The sequence below is a fragment of the Streptomyces sp. NBC_01235 genome, from assembly GCF_035989285.1.
In the GTDB taxonomy this organism is placed as follows: Bacteria; Actinomycetota; Actinomycetes; order Streptomycetales; family Streptomycetaceae; genus Streptomyces.
The window spans coordinates 1,987,611-2,012,891 of the sequence record NZ_CP108513.1 but is presented as its reverse complement, the minus strand read 5'-3'; the positions used below and the strand labels follow the sequence as shown (position 1 = coordinate 2,012,891).

Sequence of the window (25,281 nt, the reverse complement as noted above, 5' to 3'; positions counted from 1 at the left end):
TGAAGTCGCGGTGCGCGGGCAGCGGCAGAGCAGAAGTTGTGACTTCCTTCACCGGCGATGGCGACAGTTGTCAAACTTCCTGTAAAATTTCTCTCACTCCGCCGACAGCACCCCAGCAGGCCCCGAGGAGACATTGTGGACAGCACCGCCGAAGACGGTGAAGGCACCGGCCGACGGCTCAGGGAACTTCGCCGTGCTCGGGGGCTCAAGCAACAGGACCTCGCCAGCGACGACGTCTCGGTGAGCTACATCTCGCTGATCGAGTCCGGCAAGCGGACGCCCTCGGCGGCGGTCGTGGCTCTCCTCGCCGAGCGACTCGGATGCACCACTGACTACCTGCTCACGGGTCAGGATGGCACCCGTACACGCGAGTTGGAGCTCAAGGCGGCGTTCGCCGACCTCTCCTTGCACAACGGCGCGAACGGGGAGGCGCTGCAGGCCTTCAGCGAGGTCCTCGCCTCCGCGCCCGTCCTGCCCGAGGCCACCGTGCGCCGGGCACGCCTGGGCCAGGCGCTCGCCCTGGAGCAGCTCGGCCGCCTCGAGGCGGCGGTCCAGGCCCTCACCCTGCTGTACGAGGACCCCGAGTGCGTTGCCGGATCGGCGGAATGGAGCCAGTTGGCCACGGCGCTCTGCCGCTGCCACCAGGCTCTCGGCGACCAGGTCCTCAGCGTCGAGATCGGCGAGCGGGCCCTGCGCCGCCTCGACCAGCTCGGCCTCGAGGCCACGGACGACCACATCCAGCTCGGAGCCGTGCTGGTCGGCTGCTACCGGACCCGCGGCGACCTGGCCAAGGCCCGCCTCGTGGCCGACCGCCTGATCAGGATCGCCGACGACCGCGGCGGCCGGACCGCACAGCGGGAGACCTACTGCAACGCCGCTCTCGTGGCGCAGTCCCAGGGCCGGATCGACGAGGCCCTCGCACTGGCCGAGCGGGCACGCGCGCTGCTGGCCGAGAGCGACCATGTGCGCCACCACGCCCTGCTCTGCGGTGCCTACGGGACGCTGCTGCTCTGCTCCGATCCCGGTGACCCGGAGCGAGCCCATCAACTGCTCGAGCAGTCGCACGCCCAGCTCGTGGACGTCGGAACGGCCCTCGAGCAGGCATCGGCGCAGACCGGACTCGCGCTGGCGTGCCTGCGTCTTGACCGGGCCGCCGAAGCGCAGCAGCACGCGTCCATGGCGCTGGCGCTGTTGCGCGACGAGCCGCGCCGGGAGTCGGTCGAGGCCCGCGCCGTGCTGGCGCACGCCCAGTTCGGTGCGGGGGAGAGCCGGCAGGCGCAGGAGACGCTCCGGGCCGCGGCACAGCAGCTTCGCCAACTGCCCCCGGCCCGCTCGTCGGCCGCCGCGTGGCGCCGGATCGCGGACATCTGGCAGCAGTACGGATACGTCGCCGAGTCGACCGCCGCGTACCAGCAGGCCCTGAACGACGCGGGCCTGCCCGGCCGGCTCACTTCCACCGACCGGGCAGGCGCGTACTAAGGGGGTCAGCCGGCCTGGCGGAGCTTGTCGTTCGCACCGATGAAGACGCTGGCCATGACGGCCGGTTCGGCGCTGCGGTTGGACCAGGAGTGCCGGTTGCCGCGCAGGACGACGCAGCTGCCGGGCGTCAGCCGGGTCTCGGAGCCGTCCTCCAGCTGGAGCCAGAGCTCGCCCTCGAGGATGACCGACATGTCGACGGTGACCGTCGCGTGGTGTCCCTTCTCGTCCGGCGCCAGGGTCTGGAGCAGTCCGGGGAAGACCTGCTCGACCTCGGCGGAGAGCGCGTCGGGATCGCCTTCCGGGCCCCGCCCGGTCTCCGGGGGCCAGCGCAGGACCACGAAGCGGGTCCCGCCGACCCCGGGGAAGTAGGGGACGAAGGCCGCTTCGGTGCCGCCGTCGCCTATCGCCGGGGCGTCGTTGCGTCCCCAGACCTGATAGAACTCGACGCCGGGCAGCGCGCCCACGGTCACCGGGGCGAGGGGCCCGCTCGCCTCGACCACCGAGGTGCCGTCGGGCCGGCAGCCCGTGACGAGCCGCGAAATCGCACGGATCATGGTGTCTCCAAAGTCTCCTGGTGTATGCCTCACCGTTCGGCGCGGAGCGCGACGGGAGCGAGTTCACCGAGCGCGTCCTCGACCCGGCCGAGGGAGCCGGCGGGGTCCGCGTCGGGACCGACGATCTGCGGATCGAAGTTGAAGTCGAGGAAGACCTCGGTGGCTCCGGCGTCGTGCATCTGCTCGATGTCCGAGCGGATCTGGCCGATCGAACCGTTGAAGGGGGCGCGCCCGGAACCGAGTTCGGGGCCGAGGAAGACGGTGGCCCGCACGACGATGCGCATCTCGTCGGGGGAGCGGCCGGCGCGTTCGGCGGCCGCGCGGACCCCGGACGCGGCCTCGGCGACCTCCGCCACGGTGACGAATCCCGGACTGACCCAGCCCTGGGCCAGGCGCCCCGCCCGCGTCCAGGCCTTCTCGGTGGAGCCGCCGAGCAGCAGGGGGAAGACCGGCTGGACGGGGCGAGGGCGGACCAGGGTGCGAGGCAGCTCGGTGAACTCGCCCCGGAATTCCGCCTGATCCTGCTCCCACATCCGGCGGAGCACCTCGACGTACTCCAGAGTGCGGGCCACGCGCCGCTCCATGGGCAGGCCGACAGCCCGGAACTCCTCCTCGGACCAGCCCTGGGCAAGACCGGCGTCGAGCCGTCCGTCCGACACCCGGTCGAGCTGGATGAGCTGCTTGGCCAGCACCGCGGGGGCGAAGAACGGCGCGTTGAGCACGGATATGCCCAGCCGGATCCGCTCGGTGCAGCCGGCCAGGTAGCCGAGCGTGATGAGCGGTTCCGCCACGCCGTAGTGGAAGGCCGGCTGGAAGTCGGACGACCACTCGGCATCGTTGCTCTGCATCGGGAAGAGCAGGCGGGTGAAGGTCCACAGGGACCGGTAGCCGAGCGCCTCGGCCTGCTGCGCGACCCGCACCTGGGTGGCGGGTGTCGCCCAGGCTCCGGACAGGGGGACTCCCACGCCGACGGCACGGGTGGCGGCTTCGGGCATCCCGCTCACCCCTCGTCGGTGGTCGGGAACATCGCCCGACGTGCTTCGAGGGGCACCTGCTCGGCGAACCGGTAGGTGTCGTAGAGCTCCCGGAAGAGTTTGATCTTCCCGTCCACGACCCGGAACAGGCCGTGGTAGACGTTCGTGTACTCCTGGCCGCCGGGTTGCACGATCCGGCCCGTGTACTCGACCAGCGCCCACTCGGGGTCGGCGAACGGCCAAGTGGTGCTGACCGGCAGTTCGATGGACAGGGCCGCGCCCACGACCCCCGTGTACAGGCTGCGCAGTGCGCCGGCCCCTTCCAGCCGGGTCGGGCTGCCCGGTGGGGCGAACGGCATCTCCATCACCACGTCGTCGGCCAGGCAGGCGAACGCGGCTTGGAGCTGTCCATCGCCGATCCGGTCCAGGAAGTAGCGCCCCACTGACTGGGCGTCGCGCGGCGGGGCGAGCTGACCCTGCGTCATAGTCGACTCCTTGTTCGGTGATCGATCGAGAGTGACTGCGCGACGGATGGAATGTCAACAAGCCAGTCATATTTGATCAAGGAAAAATGACTCATGACTTGACAGTGAGTCAAGTGCTTTGGTTACCATGCATCGCGGAGCGCAGTGAGCGCTGGCAGGACCTGGAAGGGAGACCCATGAACCCCAACGGTGATGTGCGTGTCGAGGGGGTGGCACTCCCCAGTGAAGGGGTTGAGCTGCGCGGCGACCTCTACCGGCCGGCGTCGCAGCCGGCGGGGGATGCCTCTCCCGCAGTACTCGTGGTCGGCTCGTGGCTCACGGTCAAGGAACAGATGGCGGGCCGCTACGCCGCCGGACTCGCTCAGCGGGGCCTGACCGCTCTCGCCTTCGATTTCCGCGGATACGGGACGTCCAAGGGCGATCCGCGGAACTTCGAATCGCCGGAGCGCAAGATCGCGGACATCGTGAGCGCCGCCGAGTACCTGAAGTCCCGGCCCGATGTGGACTCGTCCCGGATCGGCGCGCTCGGCATCTGCGCCGGCGCCGGGTACATCGCGGTCGCCGGCTCGCGCAACCCGGAGATCCGCTCCGTCGCCATGGTGGCCCCATGGCTGCACGACGCGACCCTGGTCCAGGACATCTACGGTGGCCCGGACGGCATCCGCGAGCGGATGACCCTGGGCGAGGCGGCCCGGGCGAAGTACGAGTCGACGGGTGAGGTCGACTACATTCCGGCGGCCAGCGACACCGACGAACGGGCCGCCATGTACGGGCCGTTCGACTACTACCTGAACGATGACCGGGGTGCCATCCCGCAGTGGGGCAACCGGTTCGCCGTCATGAGCTGGCCGGAGTGGCTGACCTTCGACCCCATCGCGGTCGCCCCCCGGTGCACGGCCCCCACGTTCATGCTGCACAGCCCGGACGCCGCCGTTCCGGACGGCGCCCGTCGCTTCCACGAGGCGCTGACGGCCTCCAAGGAACTGCAGTGGACGACGGGTACCCAGTTTGATTTCTACGACCAGAAATCGACAGTGGCGCCGGCCCTGGACTCGGTGAGGGCCCACTTCGAAAGGACACTGTGAGCAGGCGACCTGCCGCTGGTACTCCCTCCGGGGCAATGGCGGCTGACGTCCGGCCGAGTCTGAGCCCCAATGCCACCGTCCTCGTCGCCTGTCTGGCGTTCTTCGTGATCACGCTGGACACGACGGTGGTGAACGTCGCGCTGCCGAGCATCGGCGCGCAGTGGGACGGTCAGGTCTCGGCGCTGCAGTGGGTGGTGACGGCGTACACCCTGCTCTTCGCTGCGCTGCTGCTGTCGGCGGGCGCGATCTCGGACCGCATCGGCGCGAGCCGCGCCTTCACGATCGGCCTGTCCGTCTTCACCCTGATGTCCGCGCTCTGCGGACTCGCCCCCAGCCTCGACGTGCTCATCATCGCGCGGGCGATCCAGGGAGCAGGGGCAGCGGTGATGATGCCGGCCTCGCTCGCCCTGGTCCGCCAGGCCTACGACGACCCGTCGCTGCGCGCCCGTGGCATCGCATGGTGGACGGCGGGCGGCGGGGCGGCCGTCGCCGCGGGCCCGGTCGTCGGCGGAGCCCTGACGACCGGTCTCGGCTGGCGCTGGATCTTCTTCATCAACATCCCCGTCGGCATCGTCGCCCTCATCGGCATGCTCCGCGCTCCACGATCCCCGCGCGGACAGGCCCCGATGGACCCGGCAGGCCAGATCACGGCCGCCCTGGCCCTCGCGGCCCTGGTCTTCGCGGTGATCAACGCAGGCTCCAGCGGCTGGACGGACCCGGCCACCATCGCCGGATTCGCGGTCGCGGTCATCGCCGCAGCCGTATTCCTGATCGCCGAGTCCCACCAGAGCAACCCGGCGGTACCGCTGACCATGTTCCGCAACCCCGCGGTGGCCGTGTGCACCAGCGCCGGCCTGGCCCTCAACCTGGGCTACTACGGCCTGGTCTTCGTCTTCACGATCTTCTTCCAGGAACACCGCGGCGCCTCGGCCCTGATGGCAGGCCTCATGTTCATCCCGATGACGGCCTTCACCACCCTGGTCAACCTACTGGCGGGCAAGCTCACCAACCGCCACGGGCCGCGCTTCCCGCTGATCATCGGCCAGATCATCCAGACGCTGGGCATCCTCGGGCTGCTCTTCGTCACCGAGGACACCCCAACTCCCCTGCTCCTGGTGCTGCTTGTCCCGTTGGGCATCGGCGGAGGTCTGGCGATCCCGCCCCTGACGACGGCGATGCTGGAATCGGTCCCGCACGAGCGGGCAGGCCTGGCCTCCGGAGTCCTCAGCGCGGCCCGCCAGTTCGGCGGAGCCATCGGCGTGGCCCTCCTGGGCGCACTGATCGCCGACCCGGCCCACTTCATGACGGGCATGCGCATCAGCCTGATCATCGGGGCCGCCCTCCTGGTGGCCACGACGCTGGGCGTGGTCCGCTTCCTGCCCGCCGGCCATCAGCACGTGGACTCATCGGCGCTCGCGCCGAGAAAGACCGAGGCCGACGCCGTCTCCGCCCACCCCGATGGACCGCAGACCCGCTGACGGACGAGACAGCTGGGATCACACCGCCCATCGCCGCGCGGCACATCGAACAACTCACCCAAGGAGGACTTCCATGGATTTCATGATCCACCTCGACGGTTCCCGCGTCTACGAGCTGCCGGTCGAAGAACGCGACGAGGTCGTCAAGCGCGAGCACGCGCACGCGCACGAACTCATGGCCACAGGCGTCCTCAAGCACATCTGGCGGATGCCCGGCCAGCGCGGCAACGTCGGCATCTGGTCGGCCGCAGACGCGGATGAGCTGGAGAAGGTGCTGGCCTCCCTGCCCATCCGGCCCTACGCGGACATCCAGGTGACCCCGCTGGCCACCCACCCCCTCACCCTGGAAGCGGCGGACAGCCGCGGCTAGTTCGTCCAGGAGTCTCGTCGGCGTCCTTCGCCCGTCCGGACGAAGGACGCCGATCCCTGACCACGGCGACCAGTTGCCCTGCCCACCGTCAGGGACACCGTCGGTACGAGTGACACTGGACCGACTTCAGCAGGCAGGCGCGTACGAGCTGCGCCTCGGCCCGCTCACGGACGAGGCGGTCGCCCAGATCGCCGAGGACGTACTGGGCGCGGCTCCCGATCCCGGCCTTCTGCATGCCGCCGGCCGCGCGGAGGGCGGGCCGTTGCTGCTGGTGGAGCTGCTCGGCGGGCTCCGTGACGAGGATTCGGTGATCATCGAGAACCAGGTGGCGCGGCTGTCGCGTGGCATGATCCCCGAGCGCCTGCGCTCCTCCGTCCAGCGGCGTCTCGACCAGATCCGGGCGTTCATCGGCCGGCACCTCGCCGATCCCGACCTGACCCCGGAGGTCATCGCCCGCGCTCACCGCATCTCCGTGCGCTACCTGCACAAGATCTTCGAGGCCGAGGACACCACGGTCAGCCGCTGGATCCAGAGCCGTCGCCTGGAAGCGTGCCGACGGGATCTGCTGCGTCGGGAGGCCGCGAATCGCACCATCGTCGCGGTGGCACACCGGTGGGGTTTCACCAGCGCCGCGCACTTCAGCCGGGTGTTCCGGGCCGCCTACGGGATGTCCCCCAGCAAGTGGCGTGCGACCCGCACCGTAGGTGTGCTCCCTGCGGGGCTCGTCGATTCGTGAAGTCCGCGGTCCGGGCTCTCACGGGCAACACTCAGTACGTTCCCCGACAAGCTGCTTCCATTGACGACTTTAGGGTCATTTGCGTAGGCGCTGCCCCCCACAGAACAGTTGCGATCGGGGTAAGAAATGACTCAGCCGTTTTCCGGTGCCGCCGATGGCACCTCGGTCACCCACGCGGTCGTGGTGCATGTCGTCGTCACGGACGAACCACCGGTACCACTGCCCGCCGAGTTGCGCTACGACAGGACGGACCCCTACGCCGTGTGCCTCTCCCTCGGAGGGACGCCGACCGGCACGGTCGACTGGGTGTTCGCCCGCAGCCTCCTGTCGGAGGGATTGAATCGACCGGTGGGCGTCGGAGACGTCCTGGTGATACCCCCGCACCACTGCCATCGGCACTCGGTGCGCATAGTCGTCAGGTCCGCCGCGGGCGCCGCTCTGCTGGACATCGCGGCTTCGGCGGTCACCGCGTTCCTGGCCCAGAGCGCCATCGTCGTGCCGCCGGGCACGGAGGGCGTCCACATCGACCTGGACCGCGTCGTGGCAGAACTCATGGCGGGAAGCGAGTGACGAGCAGGCCCGCTCGCCACGGCATGTGGCGGCTACGGCGAGCGAGCGGGCCACCGAGCGGGATCAGGCGGCATCACTGATCAAAATGCTCTTTCCCGGGCAGGGCACCTGGTCTTCGGTTGTCGGAGATTCCAGGGTCGACCACGTGCATGCCCGCCATTCACAGGGGGACCTACCGCAGGCGTCGCGGAACACCCGGCTGAAGTGCGACGGGCTGGTGAAACCCGACCGGCGCGCCACAGCCGCCACGGTCAGCCTCTGGCTCGACGCCCGACCCAGCTCTCGCCGACTGGCGGCGAGCCTTCGCTGCCGCACCCACTGGCTCACCGTCGCACCGTCGTTCCGCCAAGAGCTGGTGCAGACAACGGACGGAAATTCGGTGCGCGAGCGCGATCGATTCGGGTGACAGGTCGGGATCCATCAGGTTCGCTTCGGCGAATTCCTTGATCCGGGTCAGCGTCTCGCTGCGAGGACTCGCCGTGTCGGACACCTCCGGCCCGCTCTTCTCTGCCAGGAGTTCCCTGACGAGTGCGGTGACGAGGCCCAGGGCGTTGAGGGCGAGCCGGTCGCCGATCCTCGACTCGTGGAACTCGACTGCGGGACCGTACTCGTTCCCACTGCCTGGCGACCGCACACCGTGAGTACACGTCTGCGGCAAGTCGGTTCCGCACCCCGGATCTAGCGGATTCACGCGATGCGCCGACGCACGCCCTTTGGCACGGTGTTCAGAAACGTACCGGACGAAGGGTGGAGAACATGTCGCCGGATTCATCAATTCCGATGTCCGGGAGGCAGCTCTCAGGCACCCTTTACTCCACCCATTCGGCGCCCGCCCCCCAAAGGCTGGAGTACTGGCGCGCAGCCCTGTCCCACGCGTTCGCCGCAGTCGATGTCACCGTCCCCGACGAGGTCTGCTCGGGATCCGTCCGAACGTCCCGGCTGGGCCATCTGCAGGTCGCCACGGTGGAGGGCGATCCCTTGGGGGCGCGGCGGACTCCGCGTCTCATCGCACGGGGCGAAGACCAGCAGCTGGTCGTCACGCTTCTGGCCAGAGGTGTCGCCAGATTCGAGCAGGACGCCCGTGAGGTCGAGCTGCGTCCCGGGGAGATCGTCATCTGCGACATGGCACGCCCGCTGCGGATGGAATTCCCCAACCCGTTCCAGACGAAATCCCTTGTCCTGCCACGGCGGCTCCTGGGCCTGGGAGAGTCCGACCTGCAACGGCTCACCGCGACAGCCATCGGCCCGGACACGACGATGGGCTCGGTGCTGTCACCGTTTCTGGCCAAGCTGGTGGACACGGCGGCAACGTACCCGTCGGCCACCGGTGAGCTACTGGCCCGCCACGTCGTCGACCTCCTCACCGTCCTGCTCGGAGAGCGACTTCACCAGGAGGCGGGTGACACACCGGGCGCACCCCAGGTGCTTCTGCCACGGATCCAGCGGTACATCGACCGGCACCTCGCCGATCCGGACCTGACGCCGGACGCCATAGCCCGCGCCCACCAGATGTCCGTACGCTACCTGCACAAGCTGTTCCAGACCGAGGACGTCACCGTCAGCCGGTGGATCCAGCGTCGCCGGCTGCAGGAGTGCCGACGTGAGCTTGCCCGCCGGGAGGCGGCGGGCCGGACCATCGCCGCAGTGGCTCGCCAGTGGGGTTTCACCAGCGCCGCCCACTTCAGCCGGGTGTTCCGGGATGTCTATGGAATGTCCCCCACCGAGTGGCGGGACTCCTCGATGCGAGCGCCTCGTACGTCTCTGTCGCCGAGTGGCGTGCCAAGGGTGTTGGAGACCGCGACGGCCTGAGGCGAGTGGCGTTCCCGTCGCTCCGCGCCGCCGTGCCCCTAGACAGTGGCGTGGTCCGCGTCACTCGCCCCCTGTGCCCGGATGCACTGACTTCTTGCCATAGTGGACACCCGGTGTTCGGCAGGAGAGGCGCGAGTGGCGAGGTCAGGCGGATCGCTGTCCCGGATCGGTCTGCGTGGCCGCGAGCCCGAGCTCGAGGAACTGCAGACACTGATCGCCTCGGTGGCCCGCACCGGAAGCGGCGCGCTGACCCTGATCCGGGGCGAGCCGGGCATCGGCAAGACCACGCTGCTTGCCGAGGCCGTCGGCAGGGCCAGGTCAGCGGGATTCTCGGTCGGCCTCGGCAAGGCCGATGAGCTGCATCACATCGTGCCACTCTCGTCGTTGGCGGCCTGCGTCCTGCAAGGCGACGAGCCGCTGCTGTCCGGCGACACCTTCGCCGATCTCGCGCGCCGTCACGATCAGCGGATCTGGCTGGTGGAGCGACTCGCGGAGGCGATCGAAGCCAGAGCAGCCGGCGTGCCGGTGATGATCGCCCTGGACGACGTGCAGTGGGCCGACCCTCTGAGCCGGTTTGCCCTGAAACAGCTTCCGACCCGCTTGCGCCCCTCGCCGGTCCTGTGGATGTTGACCGGGCGACAGGGCCTCCCGGGGCCGGCGGAGGAGATCGTCGAGGCTGCGGGGGAGGAACTCCCCACGGTCACCGTGTCCTTGGGCCCCCTGTCCGGCGCGGCCATCGGCCAAGTGGTCCGCGACACACTGGGGGCGGCCGTCGACGAGCAGGTACGGGAGCTACTCGACGGAGCCGGCGGAAACCCGTTTCTGGCGGTCGAGATGCTCGCCGGGCTTCGGACGGCCGACGGCTCGGGTGAGTCCGTGCCCCCAGGGCTCGTGGTCGGTGTGCGCGGCAGACTCGGGTCCCTGCAACCCGGCACACTGCGCTTCCTGCAGATGGGCGCGGTGCTGGGTCGCAGATTCCACTTCCAGGACGCTGCCGCGCTCTGCGGCCAACCGTCCGCCCTGTTGGTCGACGCGCTCGAGGAGGTGGTGCGCGCCGGGCTCTTGGACGACGACGGCGACCAATTGGTCTTCCGGCACGATCTGCTGCGCCAGGCGGTCTACGTCGACATCCCGCCGTCGGCCCGGAAGGCTCTGCACCGGGAGGCCGCCAACCACCTTGTCTCCGCGGGCCACCAGCCGATCGACGCGGTGTCGCACATTCTCAGAGGTGCCCTGCCGGGAGACGAGGACGCGGTGGCGCTGCTGCGGCAAGCCGCTGAGGACGTACTGCCGGTCACGCCGGGCCTCGCGGCCGACCTCATGACACGCGCCCTGGAGCTGGTACCGGCCACGCGGCCGTCGAGGTTCGTCGTGGGGGAGCAGGCGATCGTCTGCCTGACACGGGCCGGCAGGAATCGAGAGGCGCTGTCGACCGGCGACCGGCTGCTGGCCGGCCGGCCGCCCCTGGAGGCGTTGGGCCGGCTGCAGGCGGCCCTCGGCGGGACGCTGTGGAACCTGGATCTCGCCGACGAGTTGCGCCGCCGGGCCGAAACGGCCCTAGCGGTCGGGGGCGCCGCCCCGGAGGTCGAGGCACGGCTGGTTGCCTTGCGCGCCCTGGCCCTGTCCCGGAGCCACGATCTGGTCCCCGCGCGTGAGACAGGCGAGAACGCGCTGCGTGCCGCCATCGCGATCGGTGACCGAGAGGCGCACGTCCTGGCCCTGTACGGGCTCGGCGAGACAGCGCTCAACGCGGGGGAGAACGCCACCGCGCTGAAGCGCTTCACCGCGCTCAGCGCGGTCGATTCCGCTTTCCTTCCCGAGGAGATCGTCGCGTACCAGCACCTGGACGACTTCGAGTCCGGCGAACGGCTGCTTCTGCGGTCGGCAGACGATGCCGGGGCGCTGCGTGAGGCAATGCTGCTGTGGGCACAGGGACAGCAGCATCTGGGGCTGGGCAGGCTCGACGACGCCGAAGCGGACTTCATGACCATGGAGCGACTGGAAGACGACGTACAGGTGCCCGTCCAGCAGGTGAACGCTCGCGTGATCCGCTCCCGGATCGCCCTTCTGCGCGGTGACCGGCAAGCGGCGCGGCAGCACCTGGCGGCAGCGCGGGAAAGACTGGCGACCAAGCCGAACCCGGGCAACACGGCCGCCGTCCGCTTCCTGGAAGCCGACCTCGCCGAGGACGACGGGGACCTCGGCCTTGCCATCGAGAAGATCCGGCAGGTGCAGCAGGAAGGTCCCTTCATGCGCTGGCGGTTGCTGCGCACCTGGGTCGACTCCGCGATACGCATGGCCCTGCGAGGCGCTGAGCACGGGCTCGCCGAGGACCTGGCCGCCCAGGCCGAAGCCCACGCCGAGCGCAACCCGACCGTGCCCACCGCCACGGGCATCGCGGCGCAGGCCCGCGGGCTCGTGAACAAGGATCTCGCCCTGCTGGAACGTTCCGTCATCCTGCTCAAGGCAAGCCCCCGCCCACTGGTCCGGGCGGCCGCCTGCGCAGACCTCGGACAGGCACTCCTGGCGGCAGGCCGGAAACCTCAGGCAGTGGCGGCCCTGACCGATGCCCATGCCGCGTTCGCGGCGTCAGGCGCACACGCCGCAGCGGCACGCGTACAGCGTGATCTGAAGGGTGCAGGGGCCAGTGGCCGCAGGGCAGCGAGCAGGCAACGCCCCGTCCAGGGATGGGAGGCGCTGACGTCCTCGGAGAAGAACGTCGCGCGTCTCATCGCCGAGGGCCACACCAACCGGTCGGCCGCCGACGCGCTCGTCGTCTCCCCGCACACGGTCAACACTCACCTGACGTCCGTCTTCCGGAAGCTGTCGGTCAACTCCCGGGTTCAGCTTGCCAACATGGTGCTGACCTTGGGCGACGCCTGAGCGTACCTGCCGCTTCGCCCCCACGCCGGTGACCGGCACGACCTCGGCCGCCGCTTTCCCCCCGTTTCCCGCCGGCCCGGAACGCGAGCTGTGCATCCGTTTGGAACGGTTCCCACAGGTGTACGCCGCGGACCTGCCGCCGCGCGTCAGCCATGTGCCGGCCGTGACGCAACGCCCGGTCACCCAGGGCGCGCTGACCGCCAGGCCGGGCCCGTCGGCATGGGCCTCCAGACCGTCCTGGTACGCCGTCGCGGCCGCCGACCGGATGCTCGGCCCCACCGCTCAGCGCTTCATGGCACAGCGCATGGCGGCCACCGAACACGTACTGGCGGTTCGCACGCCGTGCTTCTCCCACAGCCCGGCGCCGTGGCGGCGATGATCATGGAAGCTGCTGGTCAGAGCTCTGGCCGCGGTTTCGGCGACGGACTTCGACATACTTTCTGAGCAGTTGATGGGGTAATATCCCCGCTCGACTGGGAAGACACCGGCATGGACCGTCTCCTCGGCGACGTGCGCGCTTGACCTTCACCCGCAGGCTCAGGCTGAGCGAGTCGCCATGGGACGCCTTGGGTTCCGCCTTCACCTCCCGAGACCGACACTCCGGCAACAGGTATCACTCGGGAAGGCGCCACCATGACCTCATCGGCCAGACCGTCGGCGCGACGCATCACGGCCCTGTTCGCAACCGTCGCCCTGACACTGGTGGCCGCCGGGTGCGGCGGCGGAACCGCAACCGGATCCGCCACAGGCAAGGTGACCTCCATCACCGCGCTCGACTACTACACCGACGCATCCGAACACGCCCAATGGGGCGAGCGGCTCACCGCCTGCGGCAAGACCGTCGGCGTCACGGTCGAGCACAGAAGCGTTCCGGGGGCGTCGCTCGTCCCCAAGGTCCTGCAGCAGGCATCGTCGCGCACCCTTCCCGACCTGTTGATGCTGGACAACCCCGACATGCAGCAGATCGCGCAGACCGGCGCGTTGGCACCACTGGACCAGTACGGCGTCGACTCCAGTGGCTTCACCCCGGGCATCCTGTCGGCCGGCACCTACCAGGCAAAGGTGTACGGACTGGCGCCCACCGTCAGCACGATCGCCCTCATCTACAACAAGGACATGCTCGCCGAGGCCGGTGTCGCCGTGCCGAGGACCTGGGACGAGCTGAAGGCGGCGGCGGCCGAGCTGACCCGCCCGGGGCGCTACGGCATGGCCGTCGACGCGAACGCCACGTTCGAGGGCACCTGGCAGTTCCTGCCGTTCCTGTGGTCCAACGGCGGGGACGAGAAGCAGCTGAACACCCCGCAGGCCGCACAGGCACTCCAGCTCTGGGCCGACCTGGTCAAGAGCGGATCCATGTCGAAGTCGGTGCTGAACTGGACCCAGGCCGATGTCCACGACCAGTTCGTCGCCGGCAAGGCAGCCATGATGGTCAACGGCCCCTGGCGGATCTCCGCGCTGAACAAGGCCGAGAACCTGCACTGGGGCGTGGCCCCCATCCCCGTCCGCAGACAGGGGCAGACCCTCCTCACACCGCTCGGCGGTGAGGTGTGGACGGTCCCGCAGACCGCTTCCAAGGCCCGGCAGGAGAAGGCCGCCCAGGTTCTCGCCTGCCTGAACGACTCCTCGCACATGCTCGCCCTGGCCAAGCAGAACTTCACCGTGCCCTCCCGCACCACGGTGGCGGCCCGGTATGCCGAGCAGGTCCCCTCGATGGCCGCCTTCGTCAAGAGTGTGGAGGAAGCCCGAGCCCGTACCGGCGAACTCGGCGTCAAGTGGCCCCAAGCGGCGACCGGGATATACACCGCAATCCAGGCCGCGCTGACGGGCGAGCAGACACCGGAGGAAGCACTCGAGCATGCGCAGCAGATCGCGACCGGTTCCTGACCAGTCCCCGATCCTCCGAGTGAGCACCGCACGGGCACGCTTCTGGGAGCCGATCGCCCAGTGGATGTTCCTCGTGCCCGCCGTGACGTACCTGCTGCTCTTCTTCGGCTACCCGCTCGTCAAGAACGTCGTGATGAGCTTCCAGCAGTACACGACCACGACGTTCTACACCGGTGCCGCGCCGTTCGTGGGGCTGCAGAACTACGCGAAGATCCTGTCGTCGGACCTGTTCTCCAGGACTCTGCTCACCACGGTCCTTTTCACCGCTGGTTCGATCATCGGGCAGTTCGTGCTCGGCCTGGCCTTCGCCCTGTTCTTCCACCGCCGCTTCCCGCTCGGCGGCGTTCTGCGCTCGCTCCTGCTGTTGCCGTGGCTGCTGCCGCTGGTCGTCTCCGCGACGACGTGGAGGTGGATGCTCGACACCGACAGCGGAGTCGTCAACGACGCGCTGCGCGAGCTCCCACTCCTGCCGTCCGGCATCCCCTGGCTCACCGGCACCTCGGAGGCGCTCGTGTCGGTGATCCTCGTCAACATCTGGGTGGGCATCCCCTTCAACACCACGATCCTCTACACCGGCCTGCAGGACATCCCGGCACATCTGTACGAGGCGGCGAAGCTGGACGGCGCCGGCCCGGTGGCCTTGTTCCGCCATGTCACCTGGCCGCTGCTGCGCCCCGTGGTGAACGTCGTCCTGGTGCTGGGGGTGGTCTACACGGTCAAAGTGCTGGACCTCATCCTCGTAGTGACGGGCGGAGGACCGGCTGACGCCACGGAGACCCTCGCCACCCAGTCCTACGAACTGTCCTTCCAGCGATTCGAGTTCGGGCGCGGCGCAGCGATGAGCAACGTACTCGTCGCCATCTCGATCGCGTTCGCCTTCGTCTATCTGCGCGTCCACAGGCGCGCCCAGCACACCTGAGAGGGGATCCCGTGAAGCGCGCACCGAGCCGTGGCCGGCCGTCCACGATCGTCGGGATCATCCTGCTCGCGGTGATGCTGTTTCCCGTCTACTGGATGGTGAACGCCTCCCTGCAGCCGGCGGGCAACACACTCCAGGGAGGCTGGTTCCCCCTCCACCCCGACTTCGGCGGTTACGCCACGGCACTGCGCGACCAAGGACGCAACCTCGTCACCAGTCTCGTCGTGGCCCTCGGCAGCGTGGCGCTCAGCCTCGGGCTCGCCGCGCCCGCGGCCTACGCGCTGGCCCACCTCCGCGCCCGAGGAACCACCCTCGTACTCTTCGGCGTCCTGATCACACAGATGGTGCCGGGCATCGTCGTTGCCAACGCGCTCTACAACGCCTACAACGACCTGGGACTGCTGAACTCCTATCTCGGACTCGTCCTCGCCGACTCCACCGCCGGGGTCCCCTTCGCCATCATCATCCTGCGTTCGTTCATGCAGGCCATTCCCAGGGAGATCATCGAGGCCGCGCGCGTGGACGGCGCCGGGAGGCTGCGCACCTTCCGCTCCGTGGTGCTCCCGGTGAGCGTCAACTCGTTGATCACCGCCGCCCTCTTCACCTTCCTCTTCACCTGGAGCGACTTCCTCTTCGCCCTCACGCTCACTACCACGGAGACCGTCCGGCCGATCACCCTGGGCATCTACGAATACATCGGCGCTCACACCGACCAGTGGAACGCCATCATGGCCACCGCGGTTCTGGCGTCCGCCCCGGCGGCTGTGCTGCTCGTCGTCGCTCAGCGCTACGTCACCGCCGGGATCACCGGCGACGCCGTCAAGTGAGCCGGAGGAGCGCGCCTGGCGACCCGATGGAACGCGTGCCGTCACGCCGAGCTCCAAGGCGCCGGCACGCGTGCCATCGTGGAACACCGCTCAGGTGCGGACCAGGGGAGTGTCCACCAGGTGCTCGGCCAGGAACCAGGCCTGCAGCTCGCCGGTGCGGATCACCTGGGAGACCAGGAGGTCATTGGTGCCGTCGTCGCCCAGCTCGGCGGCCCGGGAAGCCGCGTCGTGGGCCTGCGCCAGGATGGTCTCGTGGGCCTCGAGCAACCGCGAGAGCATGGCCGGGACTTCCTCCACGCCGTCCGGCGGGCGCGGAATCGACGTGATCTCCGCGACGTGCCGGGAATCCCCCACGGCGACCCCGCCCAGGGTCTGGACCCGCTCGGCGATCGTGTCGACGAGTTCCAGCTGTTCTCCCGCGTGCTTGTCCAGGAGGAGATGCAGTTGGTAGAAGGTCGCGCCCCGCAGGAGCCAGTGGTGCTTCTTGTACAGGCCGTAGAGGATCTGGGTGTCCGCGAGAACCTTGTTCAGGCGCTGGCAGGAGTACATGCGCGCGTCGTGCGACAGCCCCAGCGGGAACTGCTTGACGGTCCCGAACTCCTGAATGACCGCGCCCTTCTGATGCAGCCACGGTTGGCTGCTCGTGGGCTTGGAACCGGTGGTCATGGCGCGCCTCCTGGGGTGCCGTGCTGTGCGTACGCAGACGACGGTAGTCCGGGACCTCGGAGCGAGTTGCCCAGCAGCGCATGCGGTGGTGCCCGTGAGCGCACCGGCCGCACCGCTTGATCCCAGGCGTGCGCTCTCGGGCCGACAACCGTGCGCTCAGAGACTCGGGGCGGCTGTCCCACCGCCCTAGCCTTAGGGGTCCTTGCACTGTGCCCGCCCGGGTCGCGTGGTCTGGCACCGCACCTCGCCGCGTTGCCGAAAAGCCCTGGTGGTTCCTCCCCCGCTCTCGGCTGCGCTCGAGCGGGAGGACCCCCATCAAGGGCTCTCCGGCGCCTTGCGACGCACGGCGCCGGACCACGCGACCTCATCGGGCGCTCATAGTGCAAGAACCCCTTGGTGTCCGGCGGCACCTCGGACAGCCGCACGCGCAGGGGGGGAGGGGCAGGAACGAGCACTGAACCTCCCCGAGAATCACCCGACTTCCGAAAGGATTCCCAATGGAGTTGTCAACCCGCGTTGGTGACTCGTTGTGAGCGTGTCAGCCCAGCTCGACGGGCGTCTGTGGTGCTGCGAGCTCGAAGGGGCGGCCGTCGCGTATGAGGGCCCACAGGACGTTCAGGCGGCGCCTCGCGAGGGCGATGATCGCCTGCTTGTGGCCCTTGCCCTCGGCTCGCTTGCGTTCGTAGAAGGCTCTGGAGACGGGGCAGGAGCGGGCGGCGACCATGGCGGACATGTAGAAGACCCGCAACAGGCGGCGGCAGTAGCGCCGTGGTCGGCGCATGTTGCCGCTGATGCGCCCGGAGTCCTTGGGGACCGGGGCCAGGCCGGCGACGCCGGCGAGGCGGTCGGCGCTGGCGAAGACGCTCAGGTCGCCGCCGGTGTGGGCGATGAACTCGGCGCCCAGGACGGGGCCGAGGCCGGGCATGCTCAGGATGACCTCGGCGTGCGGGTGGTCGCGAAACCGGCCCTCGATCAGGGCGTCGGTCTCGGCGATTTCCTCATCGAGGGCCATCACCTCCCTCGCGAGCCTGGCCACCATGGTGGCGGCCAGCTTCTCCCCGGCGACGGCGGTGTGCTGGGCCTCGGCGGCCTCCACCGCGGTGGCGGCGATGAGCTGGTAGTTGCGGACCTTGCGGTTCTTCAGCCAGGTCGCGAGCCGGTTTCCGCCGGTCCGCCGGAGGGCGGCCGGCGTCTGGTAGTGGGTCAGCAGGACCAGGGCCGCTTTGGACGTCTTGTAGTCGAAGGCGCGTTCCAGGGCGGGGAAGTACTCCAGCATCTGGGCCCGCAGCCGGTTGATCGCCCGGGTGCGGTCGGCGGCCAGGTCCAGGCGCCGCGAGGTGAGGATCCGCAGGTCCACGGCGATGCCGTCGCCCCGGTGCAGCGGCTCCAGATCGCGGCGCATGCGGGCCTGGTCGGCGATGACGAAGGCGTCTTTGGCGTCGCTCTTGCCGTCGCCCCGGTAGGAGCCGGAAGCGTGGTGGACGGTACGGCCGGGGATGTAGAGGACCTGCTGGCCGTTGTCGGTCAGCAGCGCGATCAGCAGCGCGGCCCCGCCGGCGTTGAGGTCGATCGCCCAGGTCACCGGATCGCCGTCGCTCAACTCCAGCACATCAGCGATCAGTTTGAGCAGCGCGGTTTCGTCGTTGTCCACCCGCCGCGACAGCCGCCGCGTGCCGTCGGTGTCGATCACCGTGCAGTGATGCGCGGCTTTGCCCGCATCCGTACCAGCCCACAGTTCGGGCACGGCCACCTCCGAAGTCGTATCCGTTCACAGCCCAGCAGACGACCTCGCCAGCGTGTCCTTACCAAGCGATCTTGTGCCGCGCATCCCAATGAGTGGTCGAGTCGTCGCGGGATGCCGGGCGGCCAATCCTTTCAAGCCACCAACGGGCGGAAACCCATGAGCCACACCCGGCATCCCTGGGTCTTTCGATCCTACGAGTGACCGAAACCAACCCACCTACAACGTAAGGAACCCCCATGAGCCAGTCATTCGCCGCACCGGTCGTCGAGCGGGCCGACGCGAGGCACCGTTACGAGATCTTCGTCGACGGCGAGCGCGCAGGCCTGACCTCGTACCGCGACCATGACGACCAGCGCGTCTTCTACCATACGGAGATCGACGAGGCCCATGCCGGACGGGGCCTGGCCGCGCAACTGGTCCAGCAGGCGCTCACCGATGTGCGCCACTCGGGGAAGCGGATCGTCCCCGTGTGCCCGTACGTGGCCAAGTACCTTCGGAAGCACGACGAGTTCGCCGACATCACCGACCCGGTGACGCCCGACCTACTGCGGTGGCTGGACGCGGAACTGGGCTAGGAGCTGTCCGGCCGACCACGGTGGAGCATCACCACAGGCCCCGGCGCAACCGGCGGCGGGCCGGTGCGCTGCCGGAACCGATCTCGTGCGCGGACGGTCGATCGCCCCTTGAGCGCGACGGTCGGCCCGACGACGATCATCAACGCGGCCGTCGCCGGCCAGGGGATGTCGTGTGGATCAGCCCGGGCCGCGACGCCCGGCACCTCGCCGCGTTGTCGCGTCACCCGAGTACGCCCAGTACGCGGGTGACGCTCCGCCTTGCCATGCACCGCACCAGCCGCCGCGGCCCGGTCCGACCTGATCCGAACGACACGCCCTAATCCTCCGGCAGGCGGGTGAACCCCTGGGCCGAGACGGCGTCGCCCGCATGCGGTACGACGGGTCCCGACGCGGCGTCGAGGGCATGGGTCACCTCTGGCGCGGTGTCCGGGACGAGGAGTCGGCGAGCCTGCTCCTCGTGGCGGCGGTCGGTGGCCGTGAGCCGGTCGTGGTGCTGGGCGAGATGTTCCGACCAGGACGCGACCAGATAGTTCTCGATGAACCGTTCCGGATCATTGCCGTCCTGGTAGAGGCCCCAGGTGAGGGCTCCTGTCCGCCGTCGCGAACGGGCGACATGGCCCATGGCGTCGGTGAAGAGGGCGTGGTTCTCGGGGGCGACCCGGTAGGCGACGGAGACGAGCACCGGGCCGTCGGCCGGGCCGGGCTCGAACACCAGAGGCGGAGTGGGCCAGTGGTCCGACAACGACGGGTCGACGCCGGCGGCGTCATGCAGCGGCCACCGGCGCACGCTGACCGCGCTGACCAGCATCAGGACGCTGCCGGCCAGCAGGGCGGCGGTGAGCCCCAGCCAGTCGGCCAGGGCACCCCACAGGGGTGCCGTCAGGGCCTGACCGCCCTGGAAGACCAGGAGATAGACGCCGAGTCCGCGGGCCCTGACCCAGCCCGGAAGACGTGTCTGCACGGCCGCGTTGAGAGTGGACAGGACGCCGATCCAGGCGAGACCGGCGGGCAGCAGCGCGACCGCCACCAGCCACGGAATCCGTACCGTGGCCAGCACTGCCAGGACGCAGGCGAAGACCAGGGCGCCTGCGGCGAGGGTGCCGTTGGCGCCGAGGCCGCGACGGACCCGCGGCAACGCGAAGGCGCCCGCGACGGCGCCCACGCCGACCGCGCCCAGGAGCAGTCCGTATCCGTCCGAGCCGAGGCCGAGAGAGCGGCTCGCGATCACCGGGAGCAGTGACCACAGGGCGGCACCGCCGGGGATGAACAGAATCGTGCGCAGAAGGACTCGGCGGACACCCGGCGCGTACCACACATAGCGGCGACCGGCGTCCAGGGCGGCCAGCAGCTTCTCGTCCGCGGCGCCGGTGGTGGCCAAGGGGCGGCGCCACAGCATGAGGGCGCCCGCGATGCCGAGGTAGGAGGCGGCGTTGAAGGCGAAGACCCACCCCGCGCCCGCCGCCGCGACCACCACCCCGCCGAGCGCGGGTCCGAGGGCGCGGGCCAGGTTCATGTTCACGGCGCCCAGCGCGGCCGCCTGGGGGAGCCGACGGCGTTCCACCAGCTCCGGCTGGATCGCCTGCCAGGCCGGGCCCATCAGCGCGGTGCCGCAGCCCAGAAGGAAGGTGAGCGCGAGCAGCGGAACCGGAGTGAGGGCGTCCATGAAGGCCAGTACCGTCAGCGCACAGGAGACCGCGAGCATCGTGAACTGCGCGGCCAGCAGCACCGTACGACGGTCGAAGCGGTCGGCGAGCACACCGGAGGGCAGGGCCAGCAGCACGATGGGAAGACTGGAGGCCGTCTGAACGAGCGTCACCAGAGCCGCGTTGTCGCCGATCAGAAGCCACTGGGCTCCGACCGTCTGCATCCAGCTGCCGATGTTGGAGACCAACTGGGCGATCCACAGCGCCCGGAAGACGCGCGCCGCGAGCGGTGCCCAGGGCGAATCCGGCTTTGAGGGCTCTGAAGACGCTGAAGGCTCTGAGAGCCCCGGCGGTGATGGTGCGACTCTCATACTGCTCCCTGCCTGTTGATGTCTCAGGCCTGCGGCCGGGCCCAGGCGGCGTCGGCGGTTGAAAGACGGTGGATGGTCACGGAGGCGACCGCGAGGAGCAGCAGAGTGAGGACCAGGGTGAGGACGAGGTGGCTGTGCAGGAGGAGTTGGGCACCGATGAGGGCTCCGAGGAGCATGGCCAGTACGGACAGGATCCGGCGGCCGGGCCGTGGTGCCCCGCCGCCGGCCGGGGTGGAGTCCGCGGCCAGCCCCGTCAGGGTCAGGGTCAGCACGGTGGTGGTGAGGTCCGGGACACCGAGGCGCCGGGCGACCGCGTTCTGCAGGCCCATGGCGAGCCCCAGGAACACGATCAAGGTGTACTGGACGCCGGTGCCGACCCGGCCGTCCGCCGCCGCGGCGACCGCCGCGGCGACCGCGACCAGGACCGTCTGAACGGCAGTCGACGTCCGCAGCAGGTACCCGCGGTGGGTGGCGAACCGGGTACCGAGCCTGCCCCCTGTGAGGGCGCCGACGAGGAACGCGGTCATCGAGACCACTGAGGCGAGCGCGGACAGGCCCTGGGCGCCCGCGAGCGCGAACCCCAGGAAGACCACGTTGCCGGTCATGTTGGCGACGAAGACATGGCCCAGGACCAGATAGCTCACCGCGTCGACCAGGCCGGTGACCACGGTCAGGGTCAGCATGAGGGGAGGCAGCGGACCGTGAGGGTCCTCGTCGCCCGGCTTGAGAGTGCGGACGGCGTCACTCAGCAGCCTGCGCATACGGCTTCCTTTCCACTGCGGTGGGCGCGCGGTGCAGCACCGCGCGGGTGAGCAGTCCGCTTGCCGGGCCGGCCACGATCGCAGCGAGGGCGACCCACACCGGCCACGGCGTGACTCCCAGTGCGTTGTCGAGGGACCACCGCCCGGGCCCGGTGAGGGCCAAGGCGGCGCAGACGACGACGAGGACCAAGGGGTACTCGTAGCCGTCGTTCTGCACCCATAGACCCTTGGGCCACTTGACGGTGCCCGCGACCGTCATCACGCCCATCGCGGCCATGGCGGCCGGCGGTGTCAGCAGTCCGACGGTCAGGAACAGGCCGGCCCCGATCTGACTGCCTCCCGCGACGAGCGCGGTCAGACGGCCGCCGCGGAAGCCGTCACGGCGGAACTCCTCGGTTCCGCCCGCCAACCCATGGCCTCCGAGGAGGAAGCTCACCTTCTGCACTCCGTGGCCGGCGATGAGGAGACCCACCACCAGCCTGAGGATCAGCAGCCCAGCGTCCATCGTGTTCCTGCCTGTTCCTGATTCACATCGTCACTGCGGGGCGAACCGGCGTGATCAGCCGGCGGCGTGGGCGCCGATGACGGCCTGTGCGTAGACCATCCCGAGGCCGTAGGCGCCGCCGTGCTCCTTGACCACGTCGCCCACGGCGGCGTACGTCTCGGTGCGGGCCCAGTCGCGCTGGAGCTCCAGGAGCACCTGCACCCAGGTCACCGGAATGGCACCGCCCTGGATCATGCGCTGGACGGCGTGTTCGTGGGCCTGCGGGCTGACACCGCCGGACGCGTCGGTGACCACGTAGACCTCGTAGCCCTGGGCGAGGGCGGAGAGCGCGGGCAGGACGACGCAGACCTCGGTCCACAGACCGGCGATGACGAGCTTCTTGCGCCCGGTGGCCTTGACGGCCTCGACGAAGGCGAGGTCCTCCCAGGCGTTCATCGTGCTGCGGTCGATGATCTTCTGGTGGGGGAAGACCGCTGCCAGCTGCGGCATGATCGGGCCGGAGAACGACTCGGCGGCCACGGTGCTCAGGACGACGGGGACGTCGAACGCCCTGGCGGCCTTGGCCAGGCCCAGGGTGGAGTTGATGATCGAGGTGCGGTCACCACTGCCGGTGCCGAAGAACATCTGCGGCTGGTGGTCCACGAACAGCACCGCGCAGTTGTCGGGGGTCAGCAGGTCGGGGCTGGGGGCCGCGGTGACCTCGGCGATGTCGACCATGAGAGGAACCTTCCATGAGTGGTGGCGCGGACGACTGTCCGCGTCGGGCAAGTACCGTCCGGCGGACGGCAGTCGGTGACGTGGTGTCCCGGAAGGAGCGGCTCGGGGCCCGGCCCCTCCCGGGGGTTCAGAGGAAGCAGGGGTCGAAAGGCGTGGTCTCGGTGTCCGGGGTGAGGCCGCGCCGGGCCCGCCACTGGCGGTGCTGCTCCGACTCGGCGACAGCCTGACCGAGGAGCTCTGCCTGGCGGACACCCCGAAGACCCGTCCGGGGGGATGCCTGGTAGCCGCCGAAGTGCGCCACCGGGCTCCAGGCCGGGTCGATGGGTGGCAGTTCCTCGTCGAGGCCCTCGTACTCGGCGGCGGCGTAGACGATGCGGCCGCCGGTGACGGTCAGCAGCGCCTCGATGTGCGGGATGTCCGCCTCGGGCACGGTGAAGTAGTCCTCGGACAGGACCGCGAGGTCCGCGTAGCATCCCGGGCGCAGTACGCCCTTGACCTCGCTCTCGCCGGTCAGCGCGGCGCCGGCGCGGGTGAACATGGCCAGCGCGGTCTGCCGGTCGACGCGGTTGTGCGGGGGACGGACGACAAGATCGCCGACGGTGCGGCCGCTGACCAGCCAGTGCAGGGCGACCCACGGGTTGTACGTGGAGACCCGGGTGGCGTCGGTGCCGGCGCCGACGGTCAGCCCGCGCTCCAGCATGGCCCGGACCGGCGGGGCATCCGCGGCGGCGCCGGGGCCGTACCGGCGTACGAATGCCTCGCCCTGGAAGGACAGGCGGTTCTGTACGGACATGGCGCCGCCGAGGGCGGCGACGCGGTCGAGGCTCTCCGAGGAGACGGTCTCCGCATGGTCGAACAGCCAGCGGTTTCCGGCCGGGAAGAGTCCTTCCGCGGCGAGCTTCTCGAATACGGTGAGGTCCCGGCGGATGGTCTCGTCGTAGGTGGCGTGCAGCCTGAATCCCCACCCGTTCTCCATGAGTAGGCGTACGGCCTTCTCGAATGGCGCGTCGTAGTCGGGGTGAAGTTCCGGACGGGGCTGGGCGAAGTTCTCGAAATCCGCCGCCGCCCAGGTGAGGTTCTCGCCCGCGCCATTGAGGCGCAGCCATTCATCCCCGTCCTCGGGGCGGGCCATTTCGATCCAGCGGGCGAGATCGTCGATCTCCTGGCCCGGCGTCTGCGGGAAAAGGTGATAGGCGATACGCAGCGACAGCTGACCGGCCCTGGCCAGTTCCGTGACGGTGCTGTAGTTGTCGGGGAAGTTCTGGAACCCACCGGCGGCGTCGATCGCCGACGTCAGTCCGAATCTGTTCAGTTCCCGCAGGAAATGGCGGGTGGAAATCTTCTTGTCCTCGCCCTCCAGCACGGGCGCCTTGGCCAGGGTCGAGTAGAGGATGAGGGCGCTGGGCGCGGCCAGCAGCATGCCCGTCGGTTCCCCGTCCCGGCCTCGCACGATCTGCCCGCCCTTGGGGTCGGGCGTGTCCTTGCCGTATCCGACGGCCTTGAGCGCCGCCCGGTTGAGCACCGCGGACTGATAGAGGTGCAGGACGAACACCGGGGTGTCCGGGGCGGCGGCATTCAGCTCCGCTGCGGTCGGCAGCCGCCGTTCGGCGAACTGCTCGGCCGACCACCCGCCCACCACCCGCACCCACTGGCCCTTCGGGGTACGAGCGGCTTGCTCACGCAACATCGCCAGGCCCTGGCGCAGGGTGGGAACGCCGTCCCAGCGCAGTTCGAGTACGTAGTTGAGGCCCCCTCGAATCACGTGCAGGTGGGCGTCGTTGAGGCCGGGAATCATCCGACGGCCGAGGGCGTCGACCACCTTCGTGTCCGGGCCGACGTGAGGGGCCACGTCCTTGTCGTCGCCGACGACCGTGATGACGCCCGCGTGAACGGCCATCGCTTCGGCCTGTGGGCGGTCGGGATCTCCCGTGTGGATCTTCGCATTGCGGATGACGAGTTCCGCGGCATCGTCGGTGGCTCTGGGAACGAGCCCGCCGACCGGCATTGCTGACACCTTGGACAACCTCCTCAAGGACGAACGGCTTTGATGTCCGCAGGTCGACATCGGCGGACGAGAAGAAGCGCGGAAATGCGCGAGTGCCCGATTCTTCGCATCGACTCCGAATGAAGTCCGTCGACGCTCGCCTTGCCCCTTGAGGCGGGGGCAGGTCGCGAGCGGACGAACCGCGGCAGCCGATGACACGCTAGGACCGGCCGGCGTGCCCGGGTGTTCCGTCCGTGCACTG

At 69.6% G+C, this 25,281-nt stretch carries 23 protein-coding genes and 1 pseudogene; 13 read left to right on the top strand and 11 right to left on the bottom strand.

The window, feature by feature from the left end; all coding sequences use genetic code 11:
- The first annotated feature begins 135 nt into the window (after positions 1-135).
- Positions 136-1,479, top strand: a complete 1,344-nt coding sequence (locus OG289_RS08460) for a helix-turn-helix transcriptional regulator (protein WP_327313391.1) — start codon at positions 136-138, stop codon at positions 1,477-1,479.
- A 5-nt stretch (positions 1,480-1,484) separates the two neighbouring features.
- Here OG289_RS08460 and OG289_RS08455 read toward each other — a convergent pair whose 3' ends face one another.
- Genes OG289_RS08455 through OG289_RS08445 form a run of 3 tightly spaced genes read right to left on the bottom strand, consistent with a single transcriptional unit; the run spans position 1,485 to position 3,492 of the window.
- Entirely contained in the window at positions 1,485-2,033 is a 549-nt protein-coding gene (locus tag OG289_RS08455) for a cupin domain-containing protein (RefSeq protein ID WP_327313390.1), read from the bottom strand.
- 29 nt (positions 2,034-2,062) lie between these two features.
- A complete protein-coding gene (locus tag OG289_RS08450) occupies positions 2,063-3,028 on the bottom strand; it encodes a TIGR03619 family F420-dependent LLM class oxidoreductase (protein WP_327313389.1) in 966 nt (321 codons plus the stop codon).
- Between the two features lie 5 nt (positions 3,029-3,033).
- On the bottom strand, positions 3,034-3,492 hold the full coding sequence (locus tag OG289_RS08445; protein ID WP_327313388.1) for a nuclear transport factor 2 family protein: 459 nt from the start codon (positions 3,490-3,492) through the stop codon (positions 3,034-3,036).
- 176 nt (positions 3,493-3,668) lie between these two features.
- Between OG289_RS08445 and OG289_RS08440 the strand changes: the two genes are divergently transcribed.
- From OG289_RS08440 to OG289_RS08420, 5 genes and pseudogenes are all read left to right on the top strand, one after another.
- A complete protein-coding gene (locus tag OG289_RS08440) occupies positions 3,669-4,577 on the top strand; it encodes an alpha/beta hydrolase (RefSeq protein WP_327313387.1) in 909 nt (302 codons plus the stop codon).
- A gap of 35 nt (positions 4,578-4,612) precedes the next feature.
- Complete coding sequence (locus tag OG289_RS08435) at positions 4,613-6,055, top strand: MFS transporter (protein ID WP_327313386.1); 1,443 nt, start codon at positions 4,613-4,615, stop codon at positions 6,053-6,055.
- A 73-nt stretch (positions 6,056-6,128) separates the two neighbouring features.
- On the top strand, positions 6,129-6,425 hold the full coding sequence (locus OG289_RS08430) for a muconolactone Delta-isomerase family protein (RefSeq protein WP_327313385.1): 297 nt from the start codon (positions 6,129-6,131) through the stop codon (positions 6,423-6,425).
- A 385-nt stretch (positions 6,426-6,810) separates the two neighbouring features.
- A pseudogene (locus tag OG289_RS08425) lies at positions 6,811-7,161 on the top strand (helix-turn-helix domain-containing protein); the annotation flags it as partial.
- Between the two features lie 126 nt (positions 7,162-7,287).
- Positions 7,288-7,731 (top strand): SsgA family sporulation/cell division regulator, encoded by a 444-nt coding sequence (locus OG289_RS08420; RefSeq protein WP_327313384.1) that lies wholly within the window; start codon positions 7,288-7,290, stop codon positions 7,729-7,731.
- 63 nt (positions 7,732-7,794) lie between these two features.
- Here OG289_RS08420 and OG289_RS49595 read toward each other — a convergent pair whose 3' ends face one another.
- Positions 7,795-8,058 carry a helix-turn-helix domain-containing protein gene (locus OG289_RS49595; RefSeq protein ID WP_442818885.1) on the bottom strand — a complete coding sequence of 88 codons (264 nt, stop codon included), beginning with the start codon at positions 8,056-8,058 and terminating at the stop codon, positions 7,795-7,797.
- 453 nt (positions 8,059-8,511) lie between these two features.
- Between OG289_RS49595 and OG289_RS08415 the strand changes: the two genes are divergently transcribed.
- From OG289_RS08415 to OG289_RS08390, 6 genes are all read left to right on the top strand, one after another.
- Positions 8,512-9,540, top strand: a complete 1,029-nt coding sequence (locus OG289_RS08415; protein WP_327313383.1) for a helix-turn-helix domain-containing protein — start codon at positions 8,512-8,514, stop codon at positions 9,538-9,540.
- A gap of 135 nt (positions 9,541-9,675) precedes the next feature.
- Entirely contained in the window at positions 9,676-12,423 is a 2,748-nt protein-coding gene (locus OG289_RS08410) for a helix-turn-helix transcriptional regulator (RefSeq protein ID WP_327313382.1), read from the top strand.
- Positions 12,424-12,541: 118 nt separating this feature from the next.
- Entirely contained in the window at positions 12,542-12,802 is a 261-nt protein-coding gene (locus tag OG289_RS08405) for a hypothetical protein (RefSeq protein WP_327313381.1), read from the top strand.
- 254 nt (positions 12,803-13,056) lie between these two features.
- On the top strand, positions 13,057-14,307 hold the full coding sequence (locus OG289_RS08400; protein WP_327313380.1) for a sugar ABC transporter substrate-binding protein: 1,251 nt from the start codon (positions 13,057-13,059) through the stop codon (positions 14,305-14,307).
- A complete protein-coding gene (locus OG289_RS08395) occupies positions 14,279-15,226 on the top strand; it encodes a carbohydrate ABC transporter permease (RefSeq protein WP_442818884.1) in 948 nt (315 codons plus the stop codon). The genes OG289_RS08400 and OG289_RS08395 overlap by 29 nt, the downstream gene beginning before the upstream one ends.
- 11 nt (positions 15,227-15,237) lie before the next feature.
- The gene (locus OG289_RS08390) at positions 15,238-16,053 is read left to right on the top strand and encodes a carbohydrate ABC transporter permease (RefSeq protein ID WP_327313378.1); all 816 of its coding nucleotides are present in this window, start codon (positions 15,238-15,240) and stop codon (positions 16,051-16,053) included.
- 90 nt (positions 16,054-16,143) lie between these two features.
- Here the strand turns inward: OG289_RS08390 and OG289_RS08385 are convergent, their stop codons facing one another.
- Together OG289_RS08385 and OG289_RS08380 are read right to left on the bottom strand one after the other, a co-directional pair.
- A complete protein-coding gene (locus tag OG289_RS08385; RefSeq protein WP_327313377.1) occupies positions 16,144-16,719 on the bottom strand; it encodes a Dps family protein in 576 nt (191 codons plus the stop codon).
- Between the two features lie 538 nt (positions 16,720-17,257).
- Positions 17,258-18,463: an IS110 family transposase gene (locus OG289_RS08380; protein WP_442819071.1), complete on the bottom strand. Its 1,206-nt coding sequence runs from the start codon at positions 18,461-18,463 to the stop codon at positions 17,258-17,260.
- A gap of 236 nt (positions 18,464-18,699) precedes the next feature.
- Between OG289_RS08380 and OG289_RS08375 the strand changes: the two genes are divergently transcribed.
- Entirely contained in the window at positions 18,700-19,038 is a 339-nt protein-coding gene (locus OG289_RS08375) for a GNAT family N-acetyltransferase (protein ID WP_327313375.1), read from the top strand.
- 316 nt (positions 19,039-19,354) lie between these two features.
- On the opposite strand, the gene OG289_RS08370 is transcribed toward OG289_RS08375, so the two are convergent.
- The 5 genes from OG289_RS08370 to OG289_RS08350 form a co-directional block, all read right to left on the bottom strand.
- The gene (locus OG289_RS08370; protein WP_442818883.1) at positions 19,355-20,929 is read right to left on the bottom strand and encodes an MFS transporter; all 1,575 of its coding nucleotides are present in this window, start codon (positions 20,927-20,929) and stop codon (positions 19,355-19,357) included.
- Positions 20,930-21,075: 146 nt separating this feature from the next.
- Complete coding sequence (locus OG289_RS08365) at positions 21,076-21,813, bottom strand: YoaK family protein (protein ID WP_327313373.1); 738 nt, start codon at positions 21,811-21,813, stop codon at positions 21,076-21,078.
- A complete protein-coding gene (locus OG289_RS08360) occupies positions 21,794-22,318 on the bottom strand; it encodes a DoxX family protein (protein WP_327313372.1) in 525 nt (174 codons plus the stop codon). The genes OG289_RS08365 and OG289_RS08360 overlap by 20 nt, the downstream gene beginning before the upstream one ends.
- A 54-nt stretch (positions 22,319-22,372) precedes the next feature.
- Complete coding sequence (locus OG289_RS08355; protein ID WP_327313371.1) at positions 22,373-23,035, bottom strand: hydrolase; 663 nt, start codon at positions 23,033-23,035, stop codon at positions 22,373-22,375.
- Between the two features lie 127 nt (positions 23,036-23,162).
- On the bottom strand, positions 23,163-25,049 hold the full coding sequence (locus OG289_RS08350) for an amidohydrolase (RefSeq protein ID WP_442818882.1): 1,887 nt from the start codon (positions 25,047-25,049) through the stop codon (positions 23,163-23,165).
- Positions 25,050-25,281 lie beyond the last annotated feature (232 nt).

Coding starts and splice junctions, on each gene's coding strand:
- OG289_RS08455 (WP_327313390.1), bottom strand. CDS start 2,033: ATGATCCGTGCGATTTCGCGGCTCGTCACGGGCTGCCGGCCCGACGGC.
- OG289_RS08450 (WP_327313389.1), bottom strand. CDS start 3,028: ATGCCCGAAGCCGCCACCCGTGCCGTCGGCGTGGGAGTCCCCCTGTCC.
- OG289_RS08445 (WP_327313388.1), bottom strand. CDS start 3,492: ATGACGCAGGGTCAGCTCGCCCCGCCGCGCGACGCCCAGTCAGTGGGG.
- OG289_RS08440 (WP_327313387.1), top strand. CDS start 3,669: ATGAACCCCAACGGTGATGTGCGTGTCGAGGGGGTGGCACTCCCCAGT.
- OG289_RS08435 (WP_327313386.1), top strand. CDS start 4,613: ATGGCGGCTGACGTCCGGCCGAGTCTGAGCCCCAATGCCACCGTCCTC.
- OG289_RS08430 (WP_327313385.1), top strand. CDS start 6,129: ATGGATTTCATGATCCACCTCGACGGTTCCCGCGTCTACGAGCTGCCG.
- OG289_RS08420 (WP_327313384.1), top strand. CDS start 7,288: ATGACTCAGCCGTTTTCCGGTGCCGCCGATGGCACCTCGGTCACCCAC.
- OG289_RS08415 (WP_327313383.1), top strand. CDS start 8,512: ATGTCCGGGAGGCAGCTCTCAGGCACCCTTTACTCCACCCATTCGGCG.
- OG289_RS08400 (WP_327313380.1), top strand. CDS start 13,057: ATGACCTCATCGGCCAGACCGTCGGCGCGACGCATCACGGCCCTGTTC.
- OG289_RS08395 (WP_442818884.1), top strand. CDS start 14,279: ATGCGCAGCAGATCGCGACCGGTTCCTGACCAGTCCCCGATCCTCCGA.
- OG289_RS08385 (WP_327313377.1), bottom strand. CDS start 16,719: ATGACCACCGGTTCCAAGCCCACGAGCAGCCAACCGTGGCTGCATCAG.
- OG289_RS08375 (WP_327313375.1), top strand. CDS start 18,700: ATGAGCCAGTCATTCGCCGCACCGGTCGTCGAGCGGGCCGACGCGAGG.
- OG289_RS08365 (WP_327313373.1), bottom strand. CDS start 21,813: ATGCGCAGGCTGCTGAGTGACGCCGTCCGCACTCTCAAGCCGGGCGAC.
- OG289_RS08360 (WP_327313372.1), bottom strand. CDS start 22,318: ATGGACGCTGGGCTGCTGATCCTCAGGCTGGTGGTGGGTCTCCTCATC.
- OG289_RS08355 (WP_327313371.1), bottom strand. CDS start 23,035: ATGGTCGACATCGCCGAGGTCACCGCGGCCCCCAGCCCCGACCTGCTG.